The 26,825-nt window shown below is 62.4% G+C and carries 23 protein-coding genes; 12 read left to right on the top strand and 11 right to left on the bottom strand.

The features are described 5' to 3' along the window. Together ABJF10_RS12545 and ABJF10_RS12540 are read right to left on the bottom strand one after the other, a co-directional pair. On the bottom strand, positions 1-268 hold a 268-nt coding region (locus tag ABJF10_RS12545; protein WP_348544919.1), incomplete at its 3' end, for a hypothetical protein. A gap of 57 nt (positions 269-325) precedes the next feature. Continuing rightward, positions 326-640, bottom strand: a complete 315-nt coding sequence (locus ABJF10_RS12540) for a hypothetical protein (RefSeq protein ID WP_348544918.1) — start codon at positions 638-640, stop codon at positions 326-328. Positions 641-829: 189 nt separating this feature from the next. Between ABJF10_RS12540 and ABJF10_RS12535 the strand changes: the two genes are divergently transcribed. Both ABJF10_RS12535 and ABJF10_RS12530 read left to right on the top strand, forming a co-directional pair. Next, positions 830-3,058: an NADP-dependent isocitrate dehydrogenase gene (locus tag ABJF10_RS12535; protein ID WP_348544917.1), complete on the top strand. Its 2,229-nt coding sequence runs from the start codon at positions 830-832 to the stop codon at positions 3,056-3,058. 105 nt (positions 3,059-3,163) lie between these two features. Beyond that, on the top strand, positions 3,164-4,750 hold the full coding sequence (locus ABJF10_RS12530; protein ID WP_348544916.1) for a hypothetical protein: 1,587 nt from the start codon (positions 3,164-3,166) through the stop codon (positions 4,748-4,750). Between the two features lie 354 nt (positions 4,751-5,104). On the opposite strand, the gene ABJF10_RS12525 is transcribed toward ABJF10_RS12530, so the two are convergent. The 6 genes from ABJF10_RS12525 to ABJF10_RS12500 all read right to left on the bottom strand — a co-directional run bounded on the left by ABJF10_RS12525 (position 5,105) and on the right by ABJF10_RS12500 (position 14,405). Continuing rightward, positions 5,105-6,448 carry a hypothetical protein gene (locus ABJF10_RS12525; protein WP_348544915.1) on the bottom strand — a complete coding sequence of 448 codons (1,344 nt, stop codon included), beginning with the start codon at positions 6,446-6,448 and terminating at the stop codon, positions 5,105-5,107. 263 nt (positions 6,449-6,711) lie between these two features. Next, entirely contained in the window at positions 6,712-7,791 is a 1,080-nt protein-coding gene (locus ABJF10_RS12520) for a hypothetical protein (RefSeq protein ID WP_348544914.1), read from the bottom strand. Positions 7,792-7,902: 111 nt separating this feature from the next. Then, positions 7,903-9,333 carry a DUF1501 domain-containing protein gene (locus tag ABJF10_RS12515; RefSeq protein ID WP_348544913.1) on the bottom strand — a complete coding sequence of 477 codons (1,431 nt, stop codon included), beginning with the start codon at positions 9,331-9,333 and terminating at the stop codon, positions 7,903-7,905. Positions 9,334-9,337: 4 nt separating this feature from the next. Then, entirely contained in the window at positions 9,338-12,463 is a 3,126-nt protein-coding gene (locus tag ABJF10_RS12510; protein ID WP_348544912.1) for a DUF1549 domain-containing protein, read from the bottom strand. After that, a complete protein-coding gene (locus ABJF10_RS12505; RefSeq protein ID WP_348544911.1) occupies positions 12,460-13,863 on the bottom strand; it encodes a FecR domain-containing protein in 1,404 nt (467 codons plus the stop codon). Before ABJF10_RS12505 ends, ABJF10_RS12510 begins: the two co-directional genes overlap by 4 nt. Further along, positions 13,860-14,405: a sigma-70 family RNA polymerase sigma factor gene (locus tag ABJF10_RS12500; protein ID WP_348544910.1), complete on the bottom strand. Its 546-nt coding sequence runs from the start codon at positions 14,403-14,405 to the stop codon at positions 13,860-13,862. The genes ABJF10_RS12505 and ABJF10_RS12500 overlap by 4 nt, the downstream gene beginning before the upstream one ends. Positions 14,406-14,675: 270 nt before the next feature. Here ABJF10_RS12500 and ABJF10_RS12495 point away from each other — a divergent pair, with 270 nt between their 5' ends. From ABJF10_RS12495 to ABJF10_RS12470, 6 genes are all read left to right on the top strand, one after another. Beyond that, on the top strand, positions 14,676-15,431 hold the full coding sequence (locus ABJF10_RS12495) for a hypothetical protein (RefSeq protein ID WP_348544909.1): 756 nt from the start codon (positions 14,676-14,678) through the stop codon (positions 15,429-15,431). Positions 15,432-15,500: 69 nt separating this feature from the next. Next, positions 15,501-16,946: an AI-2E family transporter gene (locus tag ABJF10_RS12490; RefSeq protein ID WP_348544908.1), complete on the top strand. Its 1,446-nt coding sequence runs from the start codon at positions 15,501-15,503 to the stop codon at positions 16,944-16,946. After that, on the top strand, positions 16,943-17,323 hold the full coding sequence (locus ABJF10_RS12485) for a hypothetical protein (RefSeq protein ID WP_348544907.1): 381 nt from the start codon (positions 16,943-16,945) through the stop codon (positions 17,321-17,323). Before ABJF10_RS12490 ends, ABJF10_RS12485 begins: the two co-directional genes overlap by 4 nt. A gap of 64 nt (positions 17,324-17,387) precedes the next feature. Next, entirely contained in the window at positions 17,388-17,822 is a 435-nt protein-coding gene (locus ABJF10_RS12480; RefSeq protein ID WP_348544906.1) for a hypothetical protein, read from the top strand. A gap of 42 nt (positions 17,823-17,864) precedes the next feature. Next, entirely contained in the window at positions 17,865-19,964 is a 2,100-nt protein-coding gene (locus ABJF10_RS12475) for a lysozyme inhibitor LprI family protein (RefSeq protein ID WP_348544905.1), read from the top strand. Positions 19,965-20,003: 39 nt separating this feature from the next. Next, entirely contained in the window at positions 20,004-20,399 is a 396-nt protein-coding gene (locus ABJF10_RS12470; RefSeq protein ID WP_348544904.1) for a hypothetical protein, read from the top strand. Between the two features lie 16 nt (positions 20,400-20,415). Here the strand turns inward: ABJF10_RS12470 and aroF are convergent, their stop codons facing one another. Next, positions 20,416-21,432 (bottom strand): 3-deoxy-7-phosphoheptulonate synthase, encoded by a 1,017-nt coding sequence (gene aroF, locus ABJF10_RS12465; protein WP_348544903.1) that lies wholly within the window; start codon positions 21,430-21,432, stop codon positions 20,416-20,418. A 135-nt stretch (positions 21,433-21,567) separates the two neighbouring features. Here aroF and ABJF10_RS12460 point away from each other — a divergent pair, with 135 nt between their 5' ends. The 4 genes from ABJF10_RS12460 to ABJF10_RS12445 all read left to right on the top strand — a co-directional run bounded on the left by ABJF10_RS12460 (position 21,568) and on the right by ABJF10_RS12445 (position 24,928). Continuing rightward, positions 21,568-21,837, top strand: a complete 270-nt coding sequence (locus ABJF10_RS12460) for a hypothetical protein (RefSeq protein ID WP_348544902.1) — start codon at positions 21,568-21,570, stop codon at positions 21,835-21,837. Positions 21,838-22,668: 831 nt separating this feature from the next. Further along, positions 22,669-23,550 (top strand): hypothetical protein, encoded by an 882-nt coding sequence (locus ABJF10_RS12455; protein WP_348544901.1) that lies wholly within the window; start codon positions 22,669-22,671, stop codon positions 23,548-23,550. Between the two features lie 146 nt (positions 23,551-23,696). Beyond that, complete coding sequence (locus ABJF10_RS12450; protein ID WP_348544900.1) at positions 23,697-24,617, top strand: transglutaminase family protein; 921 nt, start codon at positions 23,697-23,699, stop codon at positions 24,615-24,617. 113 nt (positions 24,618-24,730) lie between these two features. After that, positions 24,731-24,928, top strand: a complete 198-nt coding sequence (locus ABJF10_RS12445) for a hypothetical protein (protein WP_348544899.1) — start codon at positions 24,731-24,733, stop codon at positions 24,926-24,928. Positions 24,929-25,022: 94 nt separating this feature from the next. Here ABJF10_RS12445 and ABJF10_RS12440 read toward each other — a convergent pair whose 3' ends face one another. Both ABJF10_RS12440 and rho read right to left on the bottom strand, forming a co-directional pair. Beyond that, entirely contained in the window at positions 25,023-26,081 is a 1,059-nt protein-coding gene (locus tag ABJF10_RS12440; RefSeq protein ID WP_348544898.1) for an HRDC domain-containing protein, read from the bottom strand. 35 nt (positions 26,082-26,116) lie between these two features. Next, positions 26,117-26,825 (bottom strand): transcription termination factor Rho (gene rho / locus ABJF10_RS12435; RefSeq protein ID WP_348544897.1); only part of this gene is annotated, 709 nt, incomplete at its 5' end.

Raw genomic sequence — 26,825 nt, 5'->3', positions numbered from 1 at the left:
CGAGGGCGGTTTGTTTCGCTTTGTAGACCGCGCCCATGCCGCCGCGGCCGAGCAGGCTGATGACCGTGTAGTTCGGGAAGAGGCGGTTGGCTTCCTCGACGGAAGGCGGCTGCCAGGTGCCTGCTGTGCCGCTGGTCATTTTTACCGATTGCATGCCGCGAGCGAACATCTCATCAGGAGGCAGATTTCCCAGCAGCGTGGGCTGCTCCGGCAATGGCTCCTGGGGTGGATCGGTTTCCTCCGGCATGATCGCCGGAGGGAAATACAAGGCGGGCGGACAGTTGACGAGAGAGAAACCGCTCCGCGCGTCTCTTTGCCGGGGCGTTTAGCAATCGAAGTCGCGGCGCCACAAGGTGGGCAGCCGCAAGAGGACGACGCCGAGGCCTGTGAGGGTGATGAGCAAGGTAGGCAGATTGATCGGCGGTGCGGGAGGAGTGCTGGGGCGCGCGTCGTCTTTCAACGTGCCGGCGTCCGCGCCGAAGGTCAGGGCGGACAGGAGGACCAGCGCTGCGACCGAGGTGGAACGACGTCCTTGCGCCCGGCGTGATTTCTTTGGCGTGGCTTTCGGCTGCACCTTGGTGGAAGCGGGGGTGGGCAGGCGCTGGAGCGAGAGGCGGCTGGCGAAGTTGTGATAATTCATGACCGGACTTTGCCTCGATGGCGGTAACGGCGCTTCCTCCGGGTTGCTGGGCGTCGTCTCGGGCTTGCGCTGTTTCCCAGTGCGAAAAGGAGGAATGGAAAATGGAAAATCGCCGATGGCAAACGGCTCTTGGCTCCTGACGCCCCCCCTGTTTTAATCGCGCGTTTTTCGTATCGCATCTCACATCCTATGGCCGACGCACCTACCATCATCTACACGCAGACCGACGAAGCGCCCGCGCTGGCGACCTATTCACTCCTGCCCATCGTGCAGGCATTTACGAAACGCGCCGGCATCGCCGTGGAGACCCGCGACATCTCGCTGGCGGGACGCATCATCGCCAATTTTCCCGATGTCCTGAAACCGGAGCAGCGGATCGGTGACGCGCTCGCGGAGCTTGGCGCGCTCACGCTTCGGCCGGAAGCGAACATCATCAAACTACCGAATGTGAGCGCCTCGGTGCCGCAATTGAAGACGGCGATTGCCGAGCTGCAAAAGAAGGGCTACGCGCTGCCGGATTTTCCCGACACGCCGGCGACTGATGCGGAGAAAAAGATCCGCGCGACCTACGACAAGATCAAGGGTAGCGCGGTGAATCCCGTGCTGCGCGAAGGCAATTCCGACCGGCGCGCGCCGAAGGCGGTGAAGGAGTATGCGCGCAAGCATCCGCACTCGATGGGCGCGTGGTCGGCCGACTCGAAGACCAAGGTCGGCACGATGGGGAAGGATGACTTCTTCTCGAACGAGAAATCCGTCACGGTGACCGCCGCGACGGACGTGAAGATCGAGTTGGTCGCCGCGGATGGAAAGACGACCGTGCTCAAAGAAAAGACGCCGCTGAAAGCGGGAGAAATCATCGATGCGACCGTGCTGCGCAAGAAGTCGCTCGTGGCATTTATCGAGTCGCAAATTGCCGAGGCGAAAAGCCTTGGGGTGCTTTTCTCGGTCCATCTCAAGGCCACGATGATGAAGGTCTCCGACCCGATTATTTTCGGCCATTTCGTGAAGGCTTTTTTCAAGGATCTCATCGCGAAGCACGGCACAGTCCTCAAGGAACTCGGCGTGGATTTCAACAATGGGTTCGGTGATCTCGCCGCCAAAATCCAGACTCTCCCGGCGGAGAAGAAGGCGGCGATCGAAGCGGATATCCAGGCCGCGTATGCGAATGGCCCGGCGGTCGCGATGGTCAACTCCGACAAGGGCATCACCAACTTGCACGTGCCGAGCGATGTCATCGTGGATGCGTCGATGCCGGCGATGATCCGCGACTCCGGCAAGATGTGGAATGCGCAGAACCAGCGGCAGGACGCGCTCGCGGTGATCCCCGACAGCTCCTACGCGGGCGTCTATCAAGCCGTGATCGAGTTCTGCAAGAAACGGGGCGCCTTCGATCCGCGCACCATGGGCACGGTGCCGAATGTGGGCCTCATGGCGCAGGCCGCCGAGGAGTACGGTTCGCACAACAAGACCTTCGAGATTCCTAGCGCTGGAACGGTGCGCGTCGTCGACGCCAGCGGCAAGGTGCTGCTCGAACACGCCGTCGAGGCGGGCGACATCTGGCGTGCGTGCCAGACGAAGGACGCGCCAGTCCGCGACTGGGTGAAGCTCGCGGTCAATCGCGCCCGCGCCAGCCAGACGCCCGCGGTCTTCTGGCTGGATGAAAAGCGCGCGCACGACGCGCAGATCATCGCCAAGGTAAAGACGTATCTGGCCGATTACGACACCGGCGGTCTCGACCTGCGCATCCTCGCGCCGGCGGCGGCTTGCGAGTTTACGCTCGAACGGCTCAAGGCGGGGCAGGACACGATTTCGGTGACTGGCAATGTGCTCCGCGATTATCTCACCGATCTCTTTCCGATCCTCGAGGTGGGCACGAGCGCGAAGATGCTTTCCATCGTGCCGCTGATGAACGGTGGCGGGCTCTTCGAGACCGGCGCCGGCGGCTCCGCGCCCAAGCATGTCCAGCAATTTACCGAGGAGAATTTCCTGCGCTGGGATTCGCTGGGCGAGTTCTTTGCGCTGGCGGCGTCGCTCGAGCACATGAGCGAAACAATGAAGCTGGCGAAGGCGAAGGTGCTCGCCGATACGCTCGACGAGGCCAACGGCAAGTTCCTCGAGAACGACAAGTCGCCCGCGCGCAAGGTCGGTGCGGGCATCGACAATCGCGGCAGTCATTTCTACCTCGCGCTCTATTGGGCGCATGCGCTCGCGGCGCAAACGAAGGATGCGGAGTTGAAGGCGATCTTTACGCCGCTCGCGGAGAAGTTGGCCGCCAGCGAGGAGAAGATCGTGAGCGAGTTGATCGCCGTGCAGGGCAAGCCCGCGGACATTGGCGGGTACTACAAGCCCGACGACGCCAAGGCTTCCGCCGCGTTGCGCCCGAGCAGCACATTCAATGAAATCCTGGGTATGCTCTGAGCGGACGCGTCGTCCTCTTCGATGACCGAACGGACCCCTTTTTTCGACAGGGCGACCCGGGCTTTCGCCCGCATCCCATCGGCGGTATTTAGTGCGGTTGAATGCTTGATTCTGGCAGTCGTCCTGGGCCTGGCCTGGAAAGCCCGGGTGGAGTGGCCGGCGGTCCCGTTGGCGGACGGGGATACCTGGGGTTATTTGCGTCCCGCACTGACCTGGCTCAGCGGCGCCGGCTTCCAGCAAACGGAAGGCCGTGACTGGCCCTACCCGGCGATGCTGGCGCTTTTCCTGAAAATGACGGGGTCGTTTTCCGGGATTGTCGAGGGGCAAAGATTCCTCGGCATGCTGTCGGGAATATTCATGGCGATCACGTGGCGATGCTGGGTATCGATGCTGCCTGTCCAGCGGTGGGTGCGGTTCGTGGCGTCGTGTCTCGGGGTCGTTCCGATCTATGTCCAACTGGTGAACCAGGAGAGTATTTTCCTGGAGGTATCGATCCGTCCCGAGGCGGTGTTGCCTTGCTTTGTGTATGGCCAATTGGCGTGTCTGATGGGCTATTGCAAATATCGATGGCAGACGCCCCGCGCGCTGCCGACGCTGCTGTTGGGCGGGGCTGCGATCGTGCTCGCCTGCGGCTGTGCTTTGCTCAAGCCGAGTTGGTACTTCAGTGCGGCGGCGACCGTAGCTCCGGTTTTTGCCGGCTGCTTCGGTCACGCTCTTTCCCGGCGGATACGGCTGGTGACGCCCGCCCTGGGCATGGCCGCCGCGGTGCTGTTTCTCAGTCTTCCAGCCCGCGCCTGGTTCATCCGGGATCAAACTTCGGGGACGTTTTTGGCGATCAATATTTTCGGCGTCCACGCGGAATTCATCGAAAGATATTTCGAGGCGAAACTGGCCGTGCTGCCGGATGCCGACCCGGACAAGGCGAGATTGCGGAGCCTGCAGGAGGTGCTCAAAAGCGAAATCCACACCGCCGGGCATACGGGCAAGGTTTATGAAAAACTGGGGTTCAATCCCGATTACTTGATGCATAGCCCGATCATGGGGGAGGCGCTGAATCGATATACCGGCAACGACCGAAAGAAGTTCAGCAGTTTTTGTCTCCAGAGCTACCGGAATGCCGTGCTCTACGACCCCGCCGGTTACACCCGGAAGGTCCTCGATCAGTTCGCGTACTTTGTCTTTCCCGAGCCGAAGACGTTCTTTCTCGATCAGTTCAACGTGAAAAAGGAGTATTGGACCGCGGCGACCGTGTTGTATCCCGATCGAATCACTGAATTGAGGCCCGAAGTGCAGGAGATGTATCGCGCTTACGGCGAAGAGGTGAAGGCCCGCAGTGGCACCGCAATGGTGTTGGAGAGCTACCCGAAGCTCAGCGCGCTGCGAACGGTGGTGTCGCGGTGCACGCCCAGCGGGGAGTTGCTGTTCCTGATCGCCCTGGCGGTTTCTTTGGCCTGGGGGCCTTTGCACAAACTGCGGCTGGCCGGGTGGGCGGCTTTCTTGCTGTTTCTAGCTCCGGCCCAGAATGCTTTCGAAATCAGTATCATTCACGCGTTGGATATCTTCCGCTACCGCATGACCTATGGGGGGTACCTGCTCTTCGCGTTGACGGCCATGGCGGTGTTTATCTGCCTCGTCGTGGCGCAGACGCTGGACCATTGGGTCGCGAGCCGGCGGGCGCGCCGGGCGGCTTAGGTCGGGCACGAGTGCGGAGGAGCGCGATTCCGGGGCGCTCGGTAGAAAATTTTGGAGGCTTGAGAAGGCTTGATTTACCTTGAATTGGCTTCAGGCGCTGGCGAGGGAAGCGCTCGAGTCGTCGGAGTTTTTTCGCGCTCACAGCCTCGCGTGTTTCCTCGCTGGCGAAGGGCTTCCCTTTGGGCGGCGAATAAATTTTACCGAGACGGGATGATTCGAGATCACTGATGTTCATGCGGGCCATTATGCCCTCATTTCCAAAAAAAGTGCATGGGCCCATTGGTTCCATTGGCTCCATTGCGGAAAATCTCCCGCAGCGCCCCTCAAAACGAGGGCCGCGGCCGCAGTTTCTGTTTACATCGTGCCGCGCGGATCGCCGAAGGTGGTGGCCATGGACAGCTTCACCAATTGACAGGCGAGCTGGCCGGCGATGACCAGATGGATGAGTTGCACTGCGCCGACGCGCCAGCCCTGCGACCTTTCCTCGCGGAGGTACTCGATCCCCATCGCGAGCGAGAAGAGCATGGGAATGTAAACCGCGAGGATGAAGCGGGGCCCGCCGGCAATGGGCGTGTAGAACGAGGCGGCCAGGAAGTGCGCGGCGAAGCCCACGGCGGCCAGTGCCCACAGCGCCCGGCGGTCCGTCTGGGGACGCGATTTTCCGGTCGCACCCTGGGTGGCGAGCAGCAGCGTGGCGACGAGCAACGCCACCGGATAGGCGCCACGCAAAGGTAGCACGATGCGCAATTGCGGAGAGGGATGGATGAAGTTCTTCCTCGATTTTTCCGCGAAGAGGAAATTGTGCGCCTGTTCGATCATGCCACTGCTCAGGCGGCTCGATATTTGGTCGCGGGTATGCTGCTGCCAATAGTTCGTGGCGGAAGGCCGCTTGGCGGGTGGCAATTCCTTGATGTGATTGGCGGAGAAATAGCGCAGGCGCGGGACGCATTCGTCCCAATTATCCATCCAGAAACAATACTGCGCCGCGTTTTGAAAGGGGTCGCCGGCGCGACGATACGTTTCGAACGCCTTGGGCAGCACCGGGAGCAGAAAGCTCACGTAAAAGACGATCGCACCCATGACAAAGCGGCGGCCCAGCCACAAGATGTCCTCGGTGCCGCTGCGCTCCACTTGAATCCAGCGCACCACGCTCAAGGCGATCAGGCACGCGCTGAGCAGGAGCGTGGAAGGCTTGGCGAGATAGGCGGCGGCGCAGAGCACGCCCGCGAGGGCGTAGTTGCGCAGCGGATTACCGACGAGCAGTCGCCAGCCCACGATCCAGAAAAAGAAGTAGGCCGTGTAGTAGACGACCTCGGCGGTGACGAAGATCGAAGCCGGCAGGATGATCAGCGCGCTGATCGTACCGACGTTCATCGCCGGGAGCAGCGGCAGTTTCAGGAGGAAGTAGAAGGCGAGCAAAGCGGTGGCGGCGAGACCGAAACAGACATTCGCCTGTTTCGCCGCGGCGAAGAATTGCGCATTGTCATCGCTCACCCAGGATTTGATCAGGAAGGGGAAAAGCGGAGAGCGAATGCCATCGGTACTGGCCGGCCAGACGAAAGGCAGATTCGACCGGGCGAGATCGAGATAGGCTCCCTGGTCAAAGCGCGATACATCCTGGTTGGCCTGCGCGATGAAGCCCTGCCCGAGTTTCCATTGCAGGGCAAGCACGGCAGCCAGCCAGAGAAATGCGACCACCCAGTGAAAAAGGTGCCACTCCTTCGCAAACAGCGAATCCACCACGGCCCTCAGGCTTGGTCTCTGAAACACTGAGCGCGCTTGGCGATCATGCATGATAATAATTGAAGCACCCGGCGCGCCAGTCGCTCAGCTGAACCGTAAAGGAAGTGTAAATTACGGTTGTGCACCAAGCGTTGCGAGGTGTATGCCGGTGACGCATCCTCCCTCCCTGTCACCCTACGCCCGGCTTTCGGCAAGCGCCGGATGGCAGGGAAGCCGCGTTACTTCTTCCGCAGGACCCGCACCCGGTGCGACTCGCTGTCGCCGATGAAAACCGCGCCATCCGCGTCGACGAAAACGCCATGGGGGCGCGCCATCTGACAGTGCAGGGGGTCGCCATCGGGTCCGTCGCCCTTCTCGCCCGTGCCGGCGATGAGTTCCAGGATGCCGGTCTTCGCATTGATCATGCGAATGCTATGGCTCTCGGTGTCGGCCAGCCACGCATTGCCCGCGGCATCCAGCGCGATGCCTTTCGGTCCCGAAAGAGTGGCCTCGCGGGCTGGGCCGCCGTTGCCGGTGAAGCCTTTCTTCCCGGTGCCGGCGACAATCGAGATCGTGCCTGCTTTGAGGTCGAACTTCAGCACTTGGTTGCCCTCGCGCGTGACCAGCCACAGGTTCCCCTGCTGGTCGAAATCGAGCGAGCGTGGGCCCCGCATCGGCGTGCCCTCGATCGGCGCGCCGTCCGGGGTGTCGCCCGGTTTGCCGGTGCCGGCGAAGGTCGAAATCGTGCCCGTTTTCATGTCCACCTTGCGGATGGCGTTGTTGCCGATGTCGCAGATGTAGAGCGAGCCATCCGGGCCGAACTGGATGCTGTGCGGCTGCTTCAATTGCGCTTGCGCGGCGGGGCCGCCATCGCCGCTGTAGCCCGGTTTGCCGGTGCCGGCGAAGGTCGTGATGATGCCGGTCTTCGCGTCGACCCGCCGGACGGCGTGGTTCGTCATGTCGGCGATGTAGTAGTTGCCGGCTTTGTCGAAGCGGATCTCGTGCGGGAGATTGAAGGCCGCTTGCGTCGCGGGGCCGCCATCGCCGCTGTAGCCTTTTTGGCCGATGCCGGCCGCGGTGTGGATGACGCCATCGGGTGTGACCCGGCGGATACGCTGGCCGCCGTATTCGCAGAACCACAGCGCTCCGTCCGGTCCGCGCACCAGGCCGAAAGGGTTGTCGAGCACTGCGAGCGTGGCCTTCCCGCCATCGCCGCTAAAGCCCTTCTGGCCGGAGCCGGCGAAAGTGGTGATCGTCCAGTCCGCTGCGGAGGCGGAGAGGGCGAGAGCGGCGGTGACCAAACAGGGCAGGATTTTCATGGGGAGTTGGAATTCCAAACAAAGCTTTAAATGCCAAGAGCCAAGTAACGAGAGCCAAGTGACGCCACAATCTGCGCGCGGCAGCGAACACTTGGCTCCTGGCTCCGGGCACTAACTCACGATCTTTTTGTAAGCGTGGCCTTCGTTCTGGTCGATGCGCTCGGGGCGGCCTTTGTGCGAATAGATGAGCTTGGTGTGATCGACGCCGAGCATGTTGAGGATTGTGGCGTGGATGTCGTGGACGTGCAGGCGATCCTCCACCGCGTAGAGGCCGAGATCGTCGGTGGCCCCGAAGACCTGGCCGCCTTTCACGCCGCCGCCCGCCATCCACATGGTGAAGCCGGTCGGGTTATGATCGCGGCCATCGCCTTGCTCGCTCATCGGCGTGCGGCCAAATTCGCCGCCCCAGATGACGAGCGTCTCGTCGAGGAGCCCGCGCGCTTTCAAATCCGAGAGCAGGCCGGCGATGGGCTGATCGACCGAGCGGCAGAGCTTCGAGTGCAGCGGCTCGATGTTTTTATGGCTGTCCCATTTGCTGCCGGCGCCGCTGTAGAGTTGCACGAAGCGCACGCCATTTTCCACGAGCCGGCGGGCCAGCAGGCAGTTGCGGCCGAAGACCGCGGTTTCCTCGTGGTCCATGCCGTAGAGTTGCTTCGTCGCTTCGGTTTCCTTGCTCAGGTCGACAATGGCCGGGGCCTCCGCCTGCATGCGGTAGGCGAGTTCGTAGCCGCGGATGCGAGCCTCGAGCTCGGTGTTGTCCGCGCGCGTCTCGCCGTACTGCCGGTTGAATTCTCCGAGCAAATCGAGCTTCTCCCGCTGGCGTTCGTTGGTCACGCCCTTGGGATTGTCGAGATACTTGATCGGCACGCCATCGGAGTTGAATTCCACCCCTTGGTAGACCGCCGGCATGAAGCCGCTGCCCCAGTTGCGCACGCCGTTCACCACGGTACCTTCGCTGTCTTTGATCACCACGAAGCCCGGCAGATTCTTGTTTTCCGTGCCGAGACCGTAGGAAACCCACGCACCGAGCGAAGGCCGCCCGCCGAAGACGGAGCCGGTATTCATCGAGCACACGCCGCCGGCGTGATTGATGCCATCGGACGCGCACGAATGAATGACGGCGAGGTCGTCCGCGTGCTCCGCCACCTTCTCGAACCAATCGGAAATCCACAATCCGCTCTGGCCACGCTGCTTCCAGGTGCGTTTGCAGGCCAGCAGCGCCGTGTTTTTTTCGCCCATGGCAGTGAGCGGCGGCTTGAAGCTGGCGGGCAAAGGCTGGCCGGCCAGCTCGTTCAGCAACGGCTTGTAGTCGAAGGTATCGAGATGGCTCGGACCGCCTTCCATGAAAAGGAAGATGACGTTTTTCGCGCGCGGCGTGTGGTCCGGGAATTTCGGCAGCGGGGCGATGGCTGGGGCCTCCTCGGGTGCCGCGAGCACGTTCTCTCGCGTGAGAGCGGCGAGAGCCACCGCGCCGAAACCGCAGCCGGCGCGGCGGAGGAATTGGCGGCGGGAAGTGGGGATGTCGAAGTTGTTGCAGGACATGGCTTTAGTGGAGGTAGAAGAATTCGTTGGTGTTCAGCAGGACCTGGCAGAGGTCGTTGATCGCCTGGCGATAGGGATCGCCAGCCTCGCTGGATTTGGCGTCGCTGCCGGACCACGCGAATTGCGTGCTCGGCCCGAGAGCGGCGGTCCAGTTGACCAGAGCCGATTTCCATTTCGCAGGATCGTGATTGAGCGCTTCTTCGGATGCTTTGCCTTGGGCGATGCGGACCGCCTCGATCCGACCGTCCCATTGATGCGGCACCGCGCGTTTGTTGAGGCCGCCCACGACGAGCGACGAGGCGCCGCCGCTGAGCTTGGCGCGCACGGATGCCGGCACCGTCACGGTTTGCTCCGGGGCATCGGCTTGGGTGAGATCCTGCACGCGGAATATCACGTTGTGATCGGGGCACGACACCGTCACCGCGGCGTGATAGCGGTGCCCGAGTTCGATCCGCAAATTCGAGGCCACCACCTCGTAAGCGATGTTCGTGTTGTCGTCTTCGCCCACGAGTTGGATGATGAGATTGCGCGGCTTGAAACGCGACTTCTCGCCGGTCACGCCGAGGCTCCAGCCGAAGGCTTCCAGGCTGTCCTTCCCGCCTGTCCAGCGCGACGCCACCGTGCGCACCGCCGCCGCTGTATCGATGCTGTTGAGGGTGAAGATTGCCTCCAAGGTAAACTCATCGCCCTCCTTCTCCGGCGTCTGCACGAGCAGGCGCTCTTGGGGCGTGTTCTCCTTGAATTCGCCGACACTTTCCGCCGTGTCGCCGCTGGCGGCCGGCCGCGCACTGGCGCCGCCCGTCCGTTTCTGGAGAAAGCCTTCCGCGGTTTCGCGCTCGCGTGCGGTGGGTTGGCGACCGAGGGCATACAGCCAGGCGTCGTCGATCTTCTCGACGCGCCCCGCGAGCTTGCGCGCCCGCTGCAAGGGCCAGTCGCCATTCATGAGCAGCAGCGCCTGGGTGGGTGTGGTGGTGCTCTGCCGGTCGGCGACGCTGGAGAAACCGGCGGGCGCATCGAGGCTGCGCAATAACTCGTTCTGGTTGTTGCGCTTTTTCATCGTGTAGATGGAGCGGCGCATGGAGTTGCCGTCTTCCGCCGGGCCACCGGCCTTGAAATCGAGTTCGCCGCTGGCGGCGAGCATCGCGTCGCGCACCTCCTCGGCGTCGAGTCGGTGCGGATTGAAACGCCACAGGAAGCGGTTGGTCGGGTCGATCTTCGCGGCGACATCCGAGGCCGGCCGCCGCGCGGTTTGCCGATAGGCGGCGGAGAGCATGATCTCGCGGTGCAGTTTTTTGAGGCTCCAGCCTTCCGCGACAAAACGCGTCGCGAGCCAGTCGAGCAACTCGGGAAACACCGGCTTTTCGCCGAGCTTTCCGAAATCGCTGGCCGTGGCGACGATCCCGCGTCCGAAGTGATACTGCCACACCCGGTTCACGATCACGCGGGTGGAGAGTTGGTTGTCCGGTCGGGTGATCCAGTTGGCCAGTGCGGTGCGGCGGCCCGTGGAGTTGCCGATGGGTTTGATGTCCGGGTCGCCCGGCGCGAGCAGGGTAAGAAATCCGGGCGCGATCTCCTGCTCGCCCTTGCGCGTCTTCATCACCGTGGGCGGACCCTTCGGCCCCGCATCCGTGGCCACGAAGGCATCCATCAGCGGCGCGGGCTTGATGTTGTCGAAGGTCTTCAATTGCGCCTCGAGCTCCTTGTATTTTGCCTTCGCCTCTTCGGACTTCAGGTTCTTCATCGGGTCGAAGGTTTTGCGTTCGCGGGTCATCTGGCGTTCGCACAGGCCGGCGAGTTGCGTCTCCAGCGCGTCGCGCTCGGTGGGCGTTTTGCGGATAACGCTTTGCAGGTCCTCGGTGAATTTTTCCACGGCCTTTTCCACCTTGTGCTCGACGAGCGGCTTGGTAAGTCCATCCATCTCCGCGCGAAGATCCGCGGTGGCCGTCTCCCACGCCGCCTGCTGCTCGGCGTAGCGGGCCTGCTGTTCCGGCGTGGCGAGTTTCAAGTCGTCGCGCCAGTGGACTGGGGCGAAGAAGGCTTTCAGCCGGAAGTAATCCTTCTGCAGGATCGGGTCGAACTTGTGGTTGTGGCAGCGTGCGCAGCCGAAGCTGAGGCCGAGAAACAGCTCGCCGCTCGTGTCGGTCATGTCGGTGAGAATGATCTCCCACTGCCCGCGCACGTCGCGCTGGTTCCATTCGTAAACCGGGTTGCGCAGGAACTCGGTGGCGATGAGCACGTTCGGGTCGTTGGGCGCGATCTCGTCGCCCGCGAGTTGCTCGCGCACGAATTGATCGTAGGGCTTGTCGTCGTTGAAGCTCTTGATGATCCAGTCGCGATACGGCCACACCGCCGGCCGATACTCGTCCGCGTTGTAGCCATCGCTCTCGGCGTAGCGCACGAGGTCGAGCCAGTGCTGCGCCCAGCGCTCGCCGTAGTGCGGGCTGGCGAGCAAGGTGTCCACGAGCTTTTCGTAGGCGTCGGGAGCCGGGTCGTTCACGAACGCCTCGATCTGTGCGGGCGTGGGTGGCAGGCCGTGCAGGTCGAAATACACGCGACGCACGAGTTCCCGGCGATCCGCTTCCGGTGCGGGATCGAGCTTCATCTCCGCATGCTTTTGCGCGATGAAACGATCGATGTCATTGCGCACCCAGGCGCCGGCGATCTCCGGCGGCGAGACTTTCGCCAGCGGTTGAAAGCACCAGAATTTGCGTTGCTCGTCGGTGAAGCCACCCTCGGTGACCTTCGTCTTGTCGGCGTCCGTCTCCGGCCACGGGGCGCCGATCTTGATCCACTTTTCCAGGACGGCGATTTCCGCGTCGGGCAGCTTCTCCTTCGGTGGCATCTGGAAGTCTTTGTTCTGGTAGCGCACCCCTTCGATCATCGGGGATTTTTCCGGGTCGCCGGGGACGAGCGCGGGGCCGGTGTCGCCGCCGGTCTTGAGATAGCCGATGCGGTCCACGCGCAGGCCGCCTTTCTGCTTCTTTTCACTGTGGCACTCGAAGCAACGCTTGGAGAGAAGAGGGCGCACTTGGGTTTCGAAGAACTTGTTCGCTTCGCGCTGGGCATCGTCCTCGACGGCAAAGGCCGCGGTGGACAGGAGACAGGCGAGCAGGAGGGGGAGTTTGGTCATGGCTGGGAAAGCTTGATGCGCAGGGTGGGGGGACGCGCGGTGGGATGTTCCTTGGAGGCGAAACCGTGGGCGAGGCCGTTCGAGTCGCTCTCGCCCGTCTCGCGCACGATGAGGAAACTCACCAGGCCGTTCGTGTCATGCCGGATGAATTCCGCCAGCGCGTCGCCCCGCACGGTGATCGCCCCGCCGGTGCCGCCACGCGGAATCCAGAAATCGGCGAGCCGTTGCGTCTGGTTCGGATTGGGACCGTCGTCCGTGCTGCCGGGCAGGGAAGCCCAGCGCATCTCCTTTTCGTTCCAGTCGTCGAGCGATTCATCGGTGATCCCGTAAACGGCGAAATGTGAATCCGGCACGAGCGCGGAAAAGCCGAAACCGCTCGGCACGGGATCGAGCACGATCTGCGCATCGCCGACCCGCGCCGCGGGAATCTGCGAGACGTCGAAGGTCACCACCGCGCGGCGCTCATTCTTGCGGCCGGCCTCGATGTCCGTGTGTTTCACGATGATGAGCGATTGCCTGCCCAGCGGCGCGCCGTTGTCGCCCCGGCGCGCGTAGCCGTCCTTGCCGCGGCCGAAGGAAGTTGGGATCGAAGTCCAGCCATCGGCCTCCTGGACCTGCTGGCCGTGGATCGGCTCCTGGCCGGCGGCGGTGTTGCCCGCGCCCTTGGCCGAGCTGAAATGCATGCCCTTGCCCTCGGTCAGATGCTGCACCTGGCCACCCGGCATTCCACCGACGGTCACCTCCCCTTGAAAGACGCGCACCTGCGAATTGCCCATCGCCCCGGCGGTCACACCGAAGCGCGTGCCGAGATCGACGACCTTGAGGTCCGCCGTGTCGATGGTGAAACCGTGCGCCGGCTCCGGCACCTCGGCGGTCACCGTGCCCTCGATCAAGCGGCAGTGCATGGCGTCGCGAATGAGCAACTTCGTCGGCGCCTCGATCGTGACCAGGGCGCCGCTCTTGAACTTGAGCGTGGCGATGCCCTCGACGAGCGAGAGCGTCCCAGTGCCGAGCTTCGAGTTCAACGCCGTGGGCAACTCTGAGCCCGCCCATTTGCAATTGTCCGCCTGCACGAGCGTGGCCACCGGGCGGTGATAAATGGTGCCCTTGCCAAAAGTCCAAGCGCTCGCGGCCAGCGTGATGCCGGCGGCCGCGGCCGCGGCCCACACCGCCATCGGCCAGCGGCGCACGATCTTCTCCGGCCCGGGTGCGTCCTGGAGCACTTCCAGCAAGGTCTCGCGCTCCGCGCGCAGCGTGGAATGCAGCCACATTCCATCCACGTAAGCCGCGCGCAGGTCCGCGTCGCGAATCACGTCCGCCTTGAATTGGTCGAGCTCCGTGGGAGAAAGCAGCCCCTCGATGGCCCGGTCGATGCGATCGTCTGGCGGTGGGGTCTTCATGAGGGTTGGGGCTGCGCGAGTTGACGGCTGACGCATTCATTGAGCACGCCGCGGATGCGGCTGAGCAGGCGATAGACCGCTTCCACGGAGCGCTCGCTCTTTGCGGCGATCTCCTCGACGCCGCAATCTTCGTAATAGCGCCAGACCACGATCTTGCGATGCGTCTCGGGCAGCTTGCGCAGGCACAGGCGCAGCGCATCGGCCTTGCGGTCGAGCACTTCGGCGCGCCGATCGATTTCCGCTGCCACCACCTCGATGAAGTCCTCCTCGAGTTGCGCATTCGGCAGCTTCTGCACGGCCCGGCGGTAATTCAGGATCTGGTTCGTGGCGATCTTGCGCGCCCAAGCGCGAAAATTGGTCCCCACCTCGAATTTCGCGAACTGCTTCCACATCGTCACCTTCACCTCCTGGAGGATGTCCTGCGCATCCGCCCCACTGGCCACCAGACTGTAGACGTACGTCGCCAGCCAGCGGTCATGCTGGGTGAGCAGCCGCAGGTAGGCCTCGGTATCGGCGGTGGAATCAGGGGGGAGAGGATCCATGTTTGGAGCCAGAAGGTTTGTCCGCAGGGATATTGGACACGATTTTTCTCAAACACCCAAGAATCAACGGCGCAGGCCCCCATTTGCCTTCCGGTATTTTTCATTTGACGTATAATAATGAGCGTTCATATTAGTTAATTATGAATTTGTATAAGCTCAAATATAAACTCGAAAAGGGACCGAGCGCAACCCCAAAACGGTTGCCGGTCGCAGGTCCATCCTACCGTCACGAGGCTCTCCCTATAGAGGAAATCGCACCCTATCGCACCCATGAGTAACCCCAACCGCTGCGGCAAGATCGCCCGCCTCCCCAAGCCGATCCGCGAAGAAATCAACCAGCGCCTCGAAGCGGGTGCCACCGCCAAGTCGCTCGTCCCTTGGCTCAACGCCCTCCCGGCAGTGCAGGCCTTGGTGCGAGCCGAGTTCGACGGCCACCCGGTCAGCGAGCACAACCTTTCCCGGTGGAAGAACGGCGGCTATCAGGATTGGCTCCGCTACCAAGAAGCAGTCGCGCTTGCCGAGCATCTCTACGAGCGCGGCGAGGAGCTAAAAGCCAGCGCCCAAAACCGGATGCCCATGACCGAAGTGCTCCACCTGTGGATGACTTCGCGTCTGGTGAGATCCACCCGCGAGATCGAGTCTATGGAAGGCGAGGCCGCCTGGCGCCGGCAACGGCAGTTCTGCGCCGACCTGGTGAAGATGCGCCGCGCCGAGCACGAGGCCGAACGGTTGCAAATCGAACACGCGCGGACAGAGTTGCAGCGCGGAAAGCTCCAGTTCCAGCGCGAGCGGGCGGAAGTGAAACGCAGTAAAAAAGAGAGGAATGCGGTAAAAAAGCCGAGCCATCCCGAGGCGGGGCTGAAGTCCGGGCACCCGCATCAGGCTAACCGTGACGGAGAAAAAATAGTCTCGGCGCCCCGACCGGAGAATCTGGTGCGCATGAGTCCACTTTTGACCGAGGAACAAAAAGAAGCGCGGTGGAGGGAGATTCTTCACCTTCCCGATCCAGTCAGGGCTGCGGCATGACGTTCTGCCTTCTCCCTCCCTCCACTCCGTTCTTGAACCCGAGGGTTTCCTTCCCGAAGGTGTCGCCGGATGAACACGCCGGAATACCCTACGCCGTGGCAGAAAAAGTCGATCTGGACTGCCTTGACCACCCTGTCGGTCGTGTCCATTGGCGCGGTCGCGGTGGCGCTCATCTGGCTGTTTTCCACGGTCATGGCGTTTCTCCAGCCGATCCTCATTCCCTTCGCGGTCGCGGGAGTGCTCGCCTACCTCTTTGAGCCGGTCGTGGAGAGAATTGTGAAGTTGGGGACATCGCGCAAGCGTGCCGTGCTGGCGGTGTTCGCTGTGGTCACGATTGCTCTCACCGGCATCCTTATCTGGATCATCCCGGCGGTCTGGACGCAGACAGGCAACCTCGTCCAGCGCGTGCCGGCCTATCGTGAGCGCGTGGTGCACTTGATCGGAGAATTCAACGAGTGGGCCCATTCGCTCGAGCAGAAATACGGCGTCCATGTGCTCCCACAGATTCCGAAGCGGATCGAAAACCCGCTGGCTCCGGAAGAAACGGCGGCGCCGACTCCCGCCGATGGCAACACGACTGCGCCGCCCGCCAAAGCCGCGGCCACGCCGTCGCCCGTTCCCAGTGTCGCCAGTCCGGCGGCGTCTCCGGTGACTTTGTTTCCGGTCCCGAACGGGGTCGATCCCGATTCCACGTTCAACCTGCAAGGTTTCCTCCAGGGCGATTGGTTGCGCACGACACTGCCGGTGGTCCTGCGCAACGCGTGGGCTTTTATCACCCGCAGCGTGGGGGGCTTCCTTGGTGTGTTCGGCTTCCTGCTCTCGATGGTCATCGTGCCGATCTACCTGTTTTATTTCCTCATCGAGTCAAAGAAGATCTCCGAGTCGTGGGGCGATTACCTGCCGCTGCGCGCCTCGGTGTTCAAGGACGAGGTGGTCGCGACGCTGGAGGAGATCAACGGCTACCTCATCGCCTTTTTCCGCGGGCAACTGCTCGTGAGCATGATCAACGGCACCGTCACCGGTCTGCTGCTCGTCATCTTCGGACTCGATTTCGGCATCCTCATCGGGCTCATGCTGTGCTTCCTCGGGATCATTCCGTATCTCGGCATCACGCTCTGCTGGGTGCCCGCGGTGATCATCGCCGCCGTGCAGGGCGGCTCCGGCACCTGGGTCCCGGGCGATCCATGGTGGCTCTTCCCGGTGATCGTCACCGCCATCTTCATCACCGTGCAGCAGGTCGACGGTCTTTTCATTACGCCCAAGATCGTCGGCGAAAGCGTCGGGCTTCATCCCATGACGGTCATCGCCTCGGTCTTCGTGTGGTCGCTGCTGCTGGGCGGCTTGCTCGGCGCGATCCTGGCCGTGCCGCTCACCGCCACGGTGAAGGTGCTGCTGCGCCGCTACATCTGGGAACGCCGCCTGCGCGCGGAGGAAAATGTGCCGATGACGGAGGAGACCTTCGAGGTGCAGAAGGCACGGGGGATGGTGAAACTCGAGGCGCCAGCGGTGAAATGAAGGCGGATCCTCGCAAGCCCGCGCCGTTTGTGGTCCCCAGTACGGGCCGCCGCGATGCCCTGATCGCGATCATTGCGGGACTGTTGATTCTGGCCTTCATGGCGTATGGGATGATGCACATGGCGGCGCCGGTGACGGGCAACAAACTCACCGGCACCATTCTCGAAAAGACCTTTACGCCGCAGAAAGAGCGGCAGGTGAGTTTCAATGGAGGCCACATCGAGGGGACGAAGGAGATCGCTGGGGAGTTCCTCTTCAAGGTGCGGGTGGAGGATCAGAAGCGGACCTATGAAGTGCCGGTCGAGCAGCCGGTTTACGAATCGAAGAAAGTGGGCGACCAAATGACCTTCCTCCGCCCACCCAGCGAACAGCGTTGAAAGCATCGCGACTCGACGCGGATCGTTGGTTGTCGTATAGACAACGCGGTTTCCACCTCCAACCATGAAGACACTTCTCCTCATCCCTGTTCTCCTCGCATCTCTCGTGGCTGGCGCGCTGGCCGAGGCGCCCCAGCCGCTCACCGATTTTCGCAAGACGCTGAATGCCGCGTCGAAGGACAACAAGCTCGCGTTCATCCTGCTCGGGCGGCCGGCCTGCAGCATTTGCAACGGGACGAAGGCGATGATCAAGGAAGGCAAGATTGACGTCACGTCGGCGGATTATGTGATGGGTGACTTGAACATCGACGATCAGCGCACGCAGGCGGCGTTCATGCAGAAATATGGCAAGGAAAGTTTTGGCGATACGCTGCCGTTTGTGGTGGTGACGGACTCGCATGGCAAACTGCTGGCGAGCAGCGGCGGCTACAAGGACGCGGCCAAATGGAATGCGCTGCTCGCGCAGGCCAAGGGCAAGATCGCGGCGAAACCGCAGTAGCTGGGGCGAAGAGCGGTGCCGTTGTTGGGTCGCGGATTTTTTATGAAACTGCGTTGCTGGGTTCTGCTTCTCGGAATGAGTTGGGGCCTCGTCGGTTTGCCGATCCGGGCGCAGGATGCGCCCGGCATGGCCAGGAGTTCGTGGGCGCTTGATTTCTGGCCGCGCTGGCCGAAGCCAACGGGCGGGGTCAATGACTGCTTTGCGGCCGGGTGGACGGATGCACTGGCGCGGGGCTACTTCGTGGATCCGCGTTCCGTTTCTCCCGATCATCGTTACGCCGTCATTGTGCCGCGCTTCGGCGTGGTGCGCGATGGCCCGAACTTCGTCGTGGAATTAAACCCGCGCCGCGTTGTCGGCGTAGTCGGGGGCCCGGGTTTCGCCTTCGCGAAAAAGGCGGATGTTGGCTGGCGCTACACGTGGGCGCCGGATAGCGCGTCGCTGGTCATCGAGCAGGCCGGTGAGATCAAGAAAGACTGGGCGCGTGTCGGCTGGCGGTGGATCGAGTTGCACGACGGATTCATCGCCCGGGAGACCGATCTGCTGAAGAATCCGGGCAAGGCGCCTGCGTGGCTGGATACCAAGCAAACGCCGACCCACGAACATTCCGAGCCGGTCATTGATGTGGCGACGGCAGTGCTGGCCGAATCTTCGTCGGGGGAAGACGCTTGGTCGGTGCAGCGCGATGGCGACACTGGCCCGCTGCACATGGTGCAGGCAGGCGCCCGCGTGGGTCTGCTCCCGCCGGTGAAAGCTATCGGCGCGGACGCCAAGGGTGCCGTGCGCGAACTGAGCAGCGACGAAATGTCCGGCCTCCCGCTGTGCTTCTTCTCGCCGGATGAAAAGTGGCTCTTCGTCAACCAGATCGCGCGCGTCGATCCCGAGACCGGCCGCCAGTGGCGCATCGCCGCGCTCTACTGGCGCAACGATGCGGCCGAAGACAAGGCCGCCACGTGGAAATCCCCGTTGAGTGGAAGCTTCGACGACTTCGCGTGGGAGACCTTTGCCCGGCGCAATCAGGTGCCGCCCGAGACAGTGGCCCCGCTCGACGCGACCGGCTTGCGCGATCGCACCATCGAGTTCGTCAACTGGAGCGAGAAATCCGGCCGCATCCTGGTCTACATGCAGGCCCGCAATGGAGTCGTCGCGGCGACGAAGAACGGGAAGTTTCCTTACTATCGTTGGTACTGCTATTTCGACACGGTCAGGCTGGCCTTCGAGCCGAGCTTCGAGCTCGATGCCGCCAACGATGAATTGCGCAAAACCTGGGACAGCAGCGTCGAATCGCTCGCCCCGGACAAGACCCTGTTGCGCGTCGGCGATCCCGGCGGGGCCACTTTGTTTGCGCCCTACTCCGAGATCAGTGCCTCGGCCGACGATTCACTGAACAAAAACTATCAGGCCGTCCTCGAGCGCCTCGACAAAGACGCGGTGGAGGAGACACGGCAAACGCAGCGCCACTGGCTCGCCTATCGCGAGACCCTGGCGCGCGCGCACGTGCTGAACCGCTGGCCGTCGTTCCCGGAGGAAGTATTGCGTGAAGGGCGCTTCCTCGCGACCCAGTTGCGCACGGAGGCCTTGAAGGAGCAAGCGATGAAGGCGCAGCCGGCGGTGAACAAGGTGGTGCGGGAAAAATCGCCGGACGGGAAGTACGGCCTCGCCTACACCTACGCGGACGACGACGTGACGCGCGAGGGTTGGCCGCACGGCGTCGAACTGGTCGAACTCCCGGGGCAGCGCATGGTGCTCGATCTCTACGACGAGGTAACCAATCGGGGCCTGGAAGGGCACTGGTCGCCCGATTCCCTGCATCTCGCCTTCCACTCCGGTTCGCGCCGGATTGCGGGCATCACGATTTACGAGCGACACGGAAACGAGTTTGTGGAATTGAAATCGCCGAAGCTCGAGGCCTACGGCCCGAAAACGAAGAAGGGCGAGCACTCTTATCATTTCGATGGCAGCGACCTCGCCCTGAAGCGCTGGCTTGGACCGAAGAAGCTGCTGGCGCACTACAGCGAGGAGTTTGACGTGGAGGATGCGGATGGGAAACAGCGAACCGTGAGTTCCGACTACGATCTCATTCTCTCGATCGAGAAAGGGAAGATCGTCGTCGAGAAAGCGACGAAGACGAAGCCGGAGAATTAAGTTCCCTCGACAACGCAGGGATCACTGCGATTGGTGCGCATGAACAAACGTCTCATGCTGCAACGGAAGGGTCCGGATGCGCTCACCGAGGAACTGGTGAATGTGGTCTCGAATGAGGTGGAATTTGAGTTCAAGCCGCTGTTCACTCTGGTCTACGCGAATCTGCGCGCCCGCAATGCGGCGCACGGTGGGGAAGAGATGTTGCGGCTGCGCCTTTACGAGAAGTTGCAATGGCTCGTGCAGGTCGGCGGGGTGGAGAAGACGGGCAAGACGTATCGCGGAAACTCCATGAAGCTGCGTCCGATTCTGGAACTCCTGGTGGCCAAGCGTTGCCGCGACCTGATCGAGGTCGCGCGGCTCGCGCCGCTGGAAGCCGAATCGACCGACGCCGGACTGGGGAGCGACCGAGGGCCTCGGTGCAACTCGCAAAACTAGACTCCATTCACCTGCTTTAAAGCGAGCGGCCGACGGCTTCGGCGACTTTTCGCACGCGCGCGACCAGGTCCTGGAACTCGTGCGGCAGCAACGCTTGCTCGCCGTCGCTCTTGGCCATCTCGGGACTGTTGTGCGTCTCGGTCATGATGGCGTCGGCGCCCGCGGCGACGGCAGCCACAGCCATGGTCGCCACGTGCTCGCGCAGGCCAATGCCATGCGTGGGATCGACCACCACCGGGAGATGGGTTTCGCGCTTGAGCACGGGGACGGCGTTCAGGTCGAGCGTATTGCGCGTGTAGGTCTCGAAGGTGCGGATGCCACGCTCGCAGAGCAGGACCTTGAAATTCCCCTCGGCGAGGATGTATTCCGCGGACATGAGGAGATCCTTGATCGTGGCCGACATGCCGCGCTTGAGCATGACCGGCAGGCGTGAGCGGCCGACCTCCTTGAGGAGGCTGAAATTCTGCATGTTGCGCGCACCCACCTGGAGGCAATCGGCGTATTCCTCGACCATCTCGAGCTGCTTGGTGTCCATGATCTCGGTGATGATCGGCAGGCCGGTGGCCTCGCGCGCTTCGGCGAGAAGTTTGAGGCCCTCGAGGCCGAGACCCTGGAAGGCGTAGGGCGAGGTGCGCGGCTTGAAGGCGCCGCCGCGCAGGATGCGGCCGCCGGCTTTCTGGACCTCCTTGGCGATCTCGATGATTTGCTCGCGGCTTTCCACGCTGCACGGGCCGCTCATGATCACCAGTTCCTTTTCGCCGATGGTGACGTCGCCGATCTTCACGTGCGAATGGTTGCCGCCGCGGAATTCGCGGGAGACGAGCTTGTAGGGCTTGAGCACGGGCGTGACGCTTTCCACCCCGGGGATGGCCGCGAGCGGCTTCACGCGAATGGCCGCGTCATCGCCGATGACTCCGATCACCGTGCGCATGGCGCCGCGGCTGATATCGGTCTTAAAGCCCCACTCCTCGATGCGCTCGACGATGTGGGCGATTTGGGCTTCCGAGGCCTCTGGAGTAGTGACGATGATCATGAGAAAGGGCGAGGACAGTAGCCGGGGCGCTTTCGAGGGCAACCGTTTTCTCTTTTGGGCCAAATTGGCGAATATTGTTATCGTCCTTGCGAGCGCCGATTGACACCCTCCATCGATTCTGCTCCGATGCTCCCCGTGAAATTCTTCGTCCCCCTCGCCCTCCTCGGAGCCCTTGCCCTTTCCGCCTGCAATACGCTGGAGAACCGGCGCAGTCTTTATACGACGCAGAAGGTCCACGGCCCCTACACCCGCGAGCTGGAAGAAGGCACTTGGGGCAACCCCAAGACCGTGGATGAGGAGTATTCGGAGATGAGGGCCGAGAAGCACCGTCCGAAGATCATCCCCGGGGAAAAGAAGCCCGCGGGTGCGACCGTGCCGGCAGTGGCCCCGGCGTTGCCGCAGTGAGGTAAAGCCGTCCCCTCCCGGATCGAGCCCCGCTGGATCGATATCCCGCACCCAGTCCCTCTTGTCGACGCGAGGCTGCAAGATGGGTTCTTTCGGCTGAATTTACAATTACCGCCGCTCCCATGTTTGATTGCCTAAATGCCATGGAATGGCATTACGACCACGCACGCATCATGCGCCAGGGCTCTGATCCGGAAAAAATTCGGACCTTTACCAGCCTTGACTGGCCTTGATCCGCCTTGACCAGACTGGGTTTTACTCAGGCCCGGTCTAGGCCAATCAAGCCTGTCGGCCTGCCAATCCCCGAAGTAGGCCCGGAAGCTTTGTTGCAACTTACTTGCATCAAGCCACTCCCGTTTGGATGTATCAAAGAACCTTCTTCTGCCCCCTTGCCGCAAACTCCCTGCACACCTCTGCCATTTGTGAGCGGAGTGTCACACATCGCCCCCAAAAAGTCAAGTTAAAAATGAGCGGTCCCGTCGGGGTGGCTGCTCCGAAACGGAATCTGGAGGGAAGCGCGCCGTCGCTTCCGAGGTGAACGCCTGTCCCCGGCAACGACGGCGCGTTGCCCTCCAGCGCGTTTTCTGCGGGACACCCCACCTCGCGGTCCTGATGGTCTCTCCCTCGCCAAACCCTCCACCTCGCGGGCCACCTTGCCGAAGTCAGGCTGCTCCTGTCGCGCACCACCGAGGCGGCCTCGATCTGGAGGGTGAAGTGCGGGGCGTCCATGAGAACCGAAGACTCATGCGTGGGCACAGCAGCCGGAGTTGCGATTTCTGCAAAACAGGCGTCAACTGCGGAGAGCGCTATTCCCCGTGAGCGCCGCCAGTTATGAAAACTATTCTCATCCTCTCGTTAACATTGGCCGGGCTGTTTGGCAGTTTGGTGGCGAGGGCGAGTGAAGAGCTGCCACCGAGCGTCATCGAACAAGCAAAGCTGCTTACGCTGAAAAAGGACTACCCGGCGGTCCTCAAAATTATGCCGGAGATCGACCAACGGTTCAAAGGCGTTCATAACGCCGACTATTTTCGTAGTTTGTTGGCCCTTGTCAGAGGCATGGGCCAGGCGCACGAGCGGCCAAGTGATGACGTCGATTACGGTCGCGTTTGGTCTGTTCGCAAGGTCTATTGGAAGATTTTTCTGACCCGGGTTAGCGAGCCAAAAGACGCGCCTGTCATTTGGAAAATGAGGCAGAGTTTGGCGTATGGTGGGTTTTCCTGCGTGGGCTACCTAGCGTATCGGAACGCGGATCAATTCGTCGCCTTGCGCCAGGACGCAGTGGCTTTGCTCTACACCTACGCATATAGCCTGCGGGCGGAGATCATTCCAAATTTCCACCCCAAGCCCGACCACTGGGCGACAGGAGCCTTCGTGCCCACTGTGGATCCTCCGCCTCCCACACCCGAAGAGATTGCGGAGAAAAAGAAGCGCGAAGCAGAATTTGCGATTAATGGGCTCGAGAACGCGACGCAGAGGCAATTGGAAGAGTGCTGGGATCAACTTCCCCATTCTGTCGAGCATCTGGCGGAGGATGATTTTTCGATTCCGCCGGAAGACGATCAAACCCTCAGTGCACTCCTTGACCAGATTCCGCCCCGCTCTGATACCAAGGAAACGATCCTACGCAACGCTGCGCACGCCAGGCCCCGTCACGCTGCTGATATGGAGCGGTGGCAACGGGCCCAGAGTACACCAGCGCCGCGTCAACCCTAAGGTCAAACACCGGGCCGCCGGGAAACGCAATCTCCGCCGATTTCCGCTCGCGGACTGCCCATTGGGGCAGTTCCTCCTTGGGCCACGCGTTGAGAGATGCTAAGGTTGAAAATATGCCAATGACTACTGCGGATGGGTCAACCGCAGTGAGTCCGCTCGCGGTCCCCGAACTTGATGTAACGGTGCGGGTGGGCTGCAGCCTCGCCTATGAGGCCACGGGGCCGGCCTGGCTGCTGCTGAGCCTGAAGCCTCGGCCGAATCGCAACCATGCTATCGTCTTCCAAGCGCTGACTCTCGGGGACAATCTGCCCGCCGAGGAATTCACGGACAGCCACGGGAACCAGGTTTTCCGGGTGGCTCTCACGCCCGGCACTCACTCCTTCCGGCATGACGCGATCGTTTCGGTCTCTTCGCAGCCGGACAATCACGATCTCCCGCCGTCCGCCCCGCTCACGCCGGGCGAATTGCCGCCCGCGGTGCTGCGTTATACGCTGCCCAGCCGGTATTGCGACTCGGATAAGCTGACCAATTTCGCGTGGGAAAAATTCGGCCAGGTGGAGCACGGGCTGCCGCGGGTGCAGGCGATCAGCCAATGGGTGCATGAGAACATCGAGTACCGCTATTTCTCGGGCCGCCCCGATCTCTCCGCGTGGGACGTGCTGCAACGCGGCTATGGAGTATGCCGCGATTTCGCCCATCTCGCGGTGGCACTGAATCGCGCCTTCAATCTCCCGGCGCGCTACGTGACCGGTCATCTGGCGGATATCGGCGTCTCCGAGCCCGTCGATCACATGGATTTCCACGCCTACGCCGAGGTGTATCTGGGCGGCCACTGGTTTACGACGGACGCGCGCTTCCACGTGCCGCGGATCGGGCGGATCAAAGTCTCCTGCGGACAGGATGCGGTGGACAGCGCATTCTCGACGATCTACGGCGGTGCGACGCTCAGTTACTTCCAGGTTTGGGCCTACCAGGTGGAGCGCGGGACGGTAGGCGTCGGCGACCTGCTGGATTTCTCCAAGCGCCTGGATAACCAGCAGACCGTGCTGACGGACGCGCCCCGGTGAGGTCTCACGCATCCTCGGAGGCGGAAGCGCAAACGCCTCCTTTTCGGCGATTCGTTTTCTGCTAAGCAGACATCAAGCCGCTCATCGCCACTCGCTATCTTATGCCCGAAGACATGCCTCCCGAGCCCCTTCCCAAACGGTCGCACCTCCCGCCGGGAGCCAGTGCGGAAGCCGCCGTCGAATATCTGGAATCGCCGGCGGCCCGGCCGGTCCCCTCATCTGTGGAGTCGTACATCCGGGAGAATCCGCTCAAGGCAGCGGCCGTGGCCTTGGTCGTGGGGATTGTTGTGGGACGGTCGGTGGTTCGTTGAGCGACACGGTCATCCGCGGTTGGCCGGCCGGCCCGCAGGCTGATTCGCATCGGCGCGAGGATTTCGGGCGCGCGAAATACGGCGGGAAACGACCTTACACGCCGAGAGTGGCGCGTTGCCAGGGGAGCATGCGGGCGGCGGTTTCCTCGGGGTTGGCGGCGAGGTTCTCGAGCATGCTCTTGGGGGCGATGAGGGAGGGGTCCAGCTTTAGCTCGGTGGCGGCGGTGTCGCGCTTGACCTTGAAGCTCTTGAAACGCTCCTCCTCGCCGCGCGTGGGGCGCGGACGGGGCTTGCGGATGATTTTGGGCCACTGGTCCTCGGGGAGGGCCTTGGCCTGTTCCACGGCCTCGTAGAAGCGGCGGCGGCGGGCGCCGTGGAGTTGGGGAAAATCGACTTCCTGTTCACGGTCGAAGCGGCCGGCGGCGTCGACGAGCTGTTCGCTGTGCAGGATGTGAAAGGTGGGGCGGTCGATGGCCTTGGCTTCCTCTTCACGCCAGTGCCACAGGGCCCGCAGGATGGCGGAAGCGCGGTCCTTGAGGTCCTTGCTGCCGGTGATGCGCCAGACTTCCTCGGGGTCGCGTTCCTTGATGATGGCGGAGGAGGCGACGGCCTTGCCGCAGCTCTGGCGGAACCATTCCACGCGATCGAGGCGGGTGAGCTCGGTCTCGAGGATGGAGGCGATCTCGAGGAGATAGTGCGTGTCCTTGACGGCGTAGTCGGCCATCTGTGGGGAGAGCGGGCGCCGGGCCCAATTGGCCTTTTGCGAGCCCTTGGTGAGCTGGACGTCGAAGTAGCGCTTGATGAGCGCGGCGAGACTGAATTCCTCGATGCCGCAGAGCCGGGCGGCGATCATGGTATCGAAAACGGGAGCCGTGACGACGAACCCGACGCGGCGGAGGAGGCGCAGGTCGTAGTCGGCGCCGTGGATGATGAGTTCCTTGCCCGCGAGGGAGTCGAACAACGGCTGGAGTGAGAATTCGGCGAGGGGGTCGATGAGCAGGTCCTGGTCGGGGACGCTGATCTGGATGAGACAGAGCTTCTCGAAATAGCAATGGAGGCTGTCTGCCTCGGTATCGATGGGAATGCGGGAATGCGGCGCGAACAGCGGGAGGACCGCATGGAGGGCGTCGGCGGTATCGATCAAGGGCTGCATCAGGAAAGCGGAGCCGGGAGCGGAGCCAACATCTGTTAACGCAATCCCGTGAGCAGCAGCTCGGCGTTGGACTTGGTGGACTTCAACGCGTGGATGAGCACCTCGGTGGCCTCCATGGGCGGGAGGGCGGCGAGCTGGCGGCGCAGGACGTTCACCTTGGCGAATTCCTGGGGATGATAGAGCAGCTCGTCGCGCCGGGTGGCCGAGGCGATGATATTGATGGAGGGGAAAACGCGCTTGTCGGAGAGGCCGCGGTCCAGGTGCAGCTCCATGTTGCCGGTGCCCTTGTATTCCTCGAAGATGAGGTCATCCATGCGGCTGTTGGTCTCGACGAGGGCGGTGGCGAGGATGGTGAGGCTGCCGCCTTCCTCGATATTGCGCGCCGCGCCGAAAAACTTCTTGGGTTTGACGAGGGCCTTCGAGTCGACGCCGCCGGACATGGTGCGGCCTTTGTTGCCCTGGAGGTTATTGTAGCCGCGGGAAAGGCGCGTGATGGAGTCGAGCAGGATGACGACATGCTTGCGCAGCTCCACGAGGCGCTTGGCACGGTCGCTGACGATCTCGGCAACCTGGGTGTGACGGGCCGGGCCTTCATCGAAGGTCGAACTGTAGATTTCGCAGTTTACGCTTCGCTTGAAGTCCGTGACCTCCTCCGGGCGCTCATCGACGAGCAAAATGATGAGATGTGTTTCCGGCGAGTTGGTGAGAATGGAAAGGGCGAGGTCTTTCATGAGCACCGTTTTG

Origin of the sequence: Chthoniobacter sp. (assembly GCF_040003245.1) — a bacterium.
In the GTDB taxonomy this organism is placed as follows: Bacteria; Verrucomicrobiota; Verrucomicrobiia; order Chthoniobacterales; family Chthoniobacteraceae; genus Chthoniobacter.
The sequence above is the reverse complement of the archived record's forward strand: the minus strand, read 5'-3'. Positions and strand labels throughout refer to the sequence as shown.

What these genes read in the sequence shown, in the direction of transcription:
- ABJF10_RS12540 (WP_348544918.1), bottom strand. Translation starts at nt 640, where the DNA reads ATGAATTATCACAACTTCGCCAGCCGCCTCTCGCTCCAGCGCCTGCCC.
- ABJF10_RS12535 (WP_348544917.1), top strand. Translation starts at nt 830, where the DNA reads ATGGCCGACGCACCTACCATCATCTACACGCAGACCGACGAAGCGCCC.
- ABJF10_RS12520 (WP_348544914.1), bottom strand. Translation starts at nt 7,791, where the DNA reads ATGAAAATCCTGCCCTGTTTGGTCACCGCCGCTCTCGCCCTCTCCGCC.
- ABJF10_RS12515 (WP_348544913.1), bottom strand. Translation starts at nt 9,333, where the DNA reads ATGTCCTGCAACAACTTCGACATCCCCACTTCCCGCCGCCAATTCCTC.
- ABJF10_RS12510 (WP_348544912.1), bottom strand. Translation starts at nt 12,463, where the DNA reads ATGACCAAACTCCCCCTCCTGCTCGCCTGTCTCCTGTCCACCGCGGCC.
- ABJF10_RS12505 (WP_348544911.1), bottom strand. Translation starts at nt 13,863, where the DNA reads ATGAAGACCCCACCGCCAGACGATCGCATCGACCGGGCCATCGAGGGG.
- ABJF10_RS12500 (WP_348544910.1), bottom strand. Translation starts at nt 14,405, where the DNA reads ATGGATCCTCTCCCCCCTGATTCCACCGCCGATACCGAGGCCTACCTG.
- ABJF10_RS12495 (WP_348544909.1), top strand. Translation starts at nt 14,676, where the DNA reads ATGAGTAACCCCAACCGCTGCGGCAAGATCGCCCGCCTCCCCAAGCCG.
- ABJF10_RS12490 (WP_348544908.1), top strand. Translation starts at nt 15,501, where the DNA reads ATGAACACGCCGGAATACCCTACGCCGTGGCAGAAAAAGTCGATCTGG.
- ABJF10_RS12485 (WP_348544907.1), top strand. Translation starts at nt 16,943, where the DNA reads ATGAAGGCGGATCCTCGCAAGCCCGCGCCGTTTGTGGTCCCCAGTACG.
- ABJF10_RS12480 (WP_348544906.1), top strand. Translation starts at nt 17,388, where the DNA reads ATGAAGACACTTCTCCTCATCCCTGTTCTCCTCGCATCTCTCGTGGCT.
- ABJF10_RS12475 (WP_348544905.1), top strand. Translation starts at nt 17,865, where the DNA reads ATGAAACTGCGTTGCTGGGTTCTGCTTCTCGGAATGAGTTGGGGCCTC.
- ABJF10_RS12470 (WP_348544904.1), top strand. Translation starts at nt 20,004, where the DNA reads ATGAACAAACGTCTCATGCTGCAACGGAAGGGTCCGGATGCGCTCACC.
- aroF (WP_348544903.1), bottom strand. Translation starts at nt 21,432, where the DNA reads ATGATCATCGTCACTACTCCAGAGGCCTCGGAAGCCCAAATCGCCCAC.
- ABJF10_RS12455 (WP_348544901.1), top strand. Translation starts at nt 22,669, where the DNA reads ATGAAAACTATTCTCATCCTCTCGTTAACATTGGCCGGGCTGTTTGGC.
- ABJF10_RS12445 (WP_348544899.1), top strand. Translation starts at nt 24,731, where the DNA reads ATGCCTCCCGAGCCCCTTCCCAAACGGTCGCACCTCCCGCCGGGAGCC.
- ABJF10_RS12440 (WP_348544898.1), bottom strand. Translation starts at nt 26,081, where the DNA reads ATGCAGCCCTTGATCGATACCGCCGACGCCCTCCATGCGGTCCTCCCG.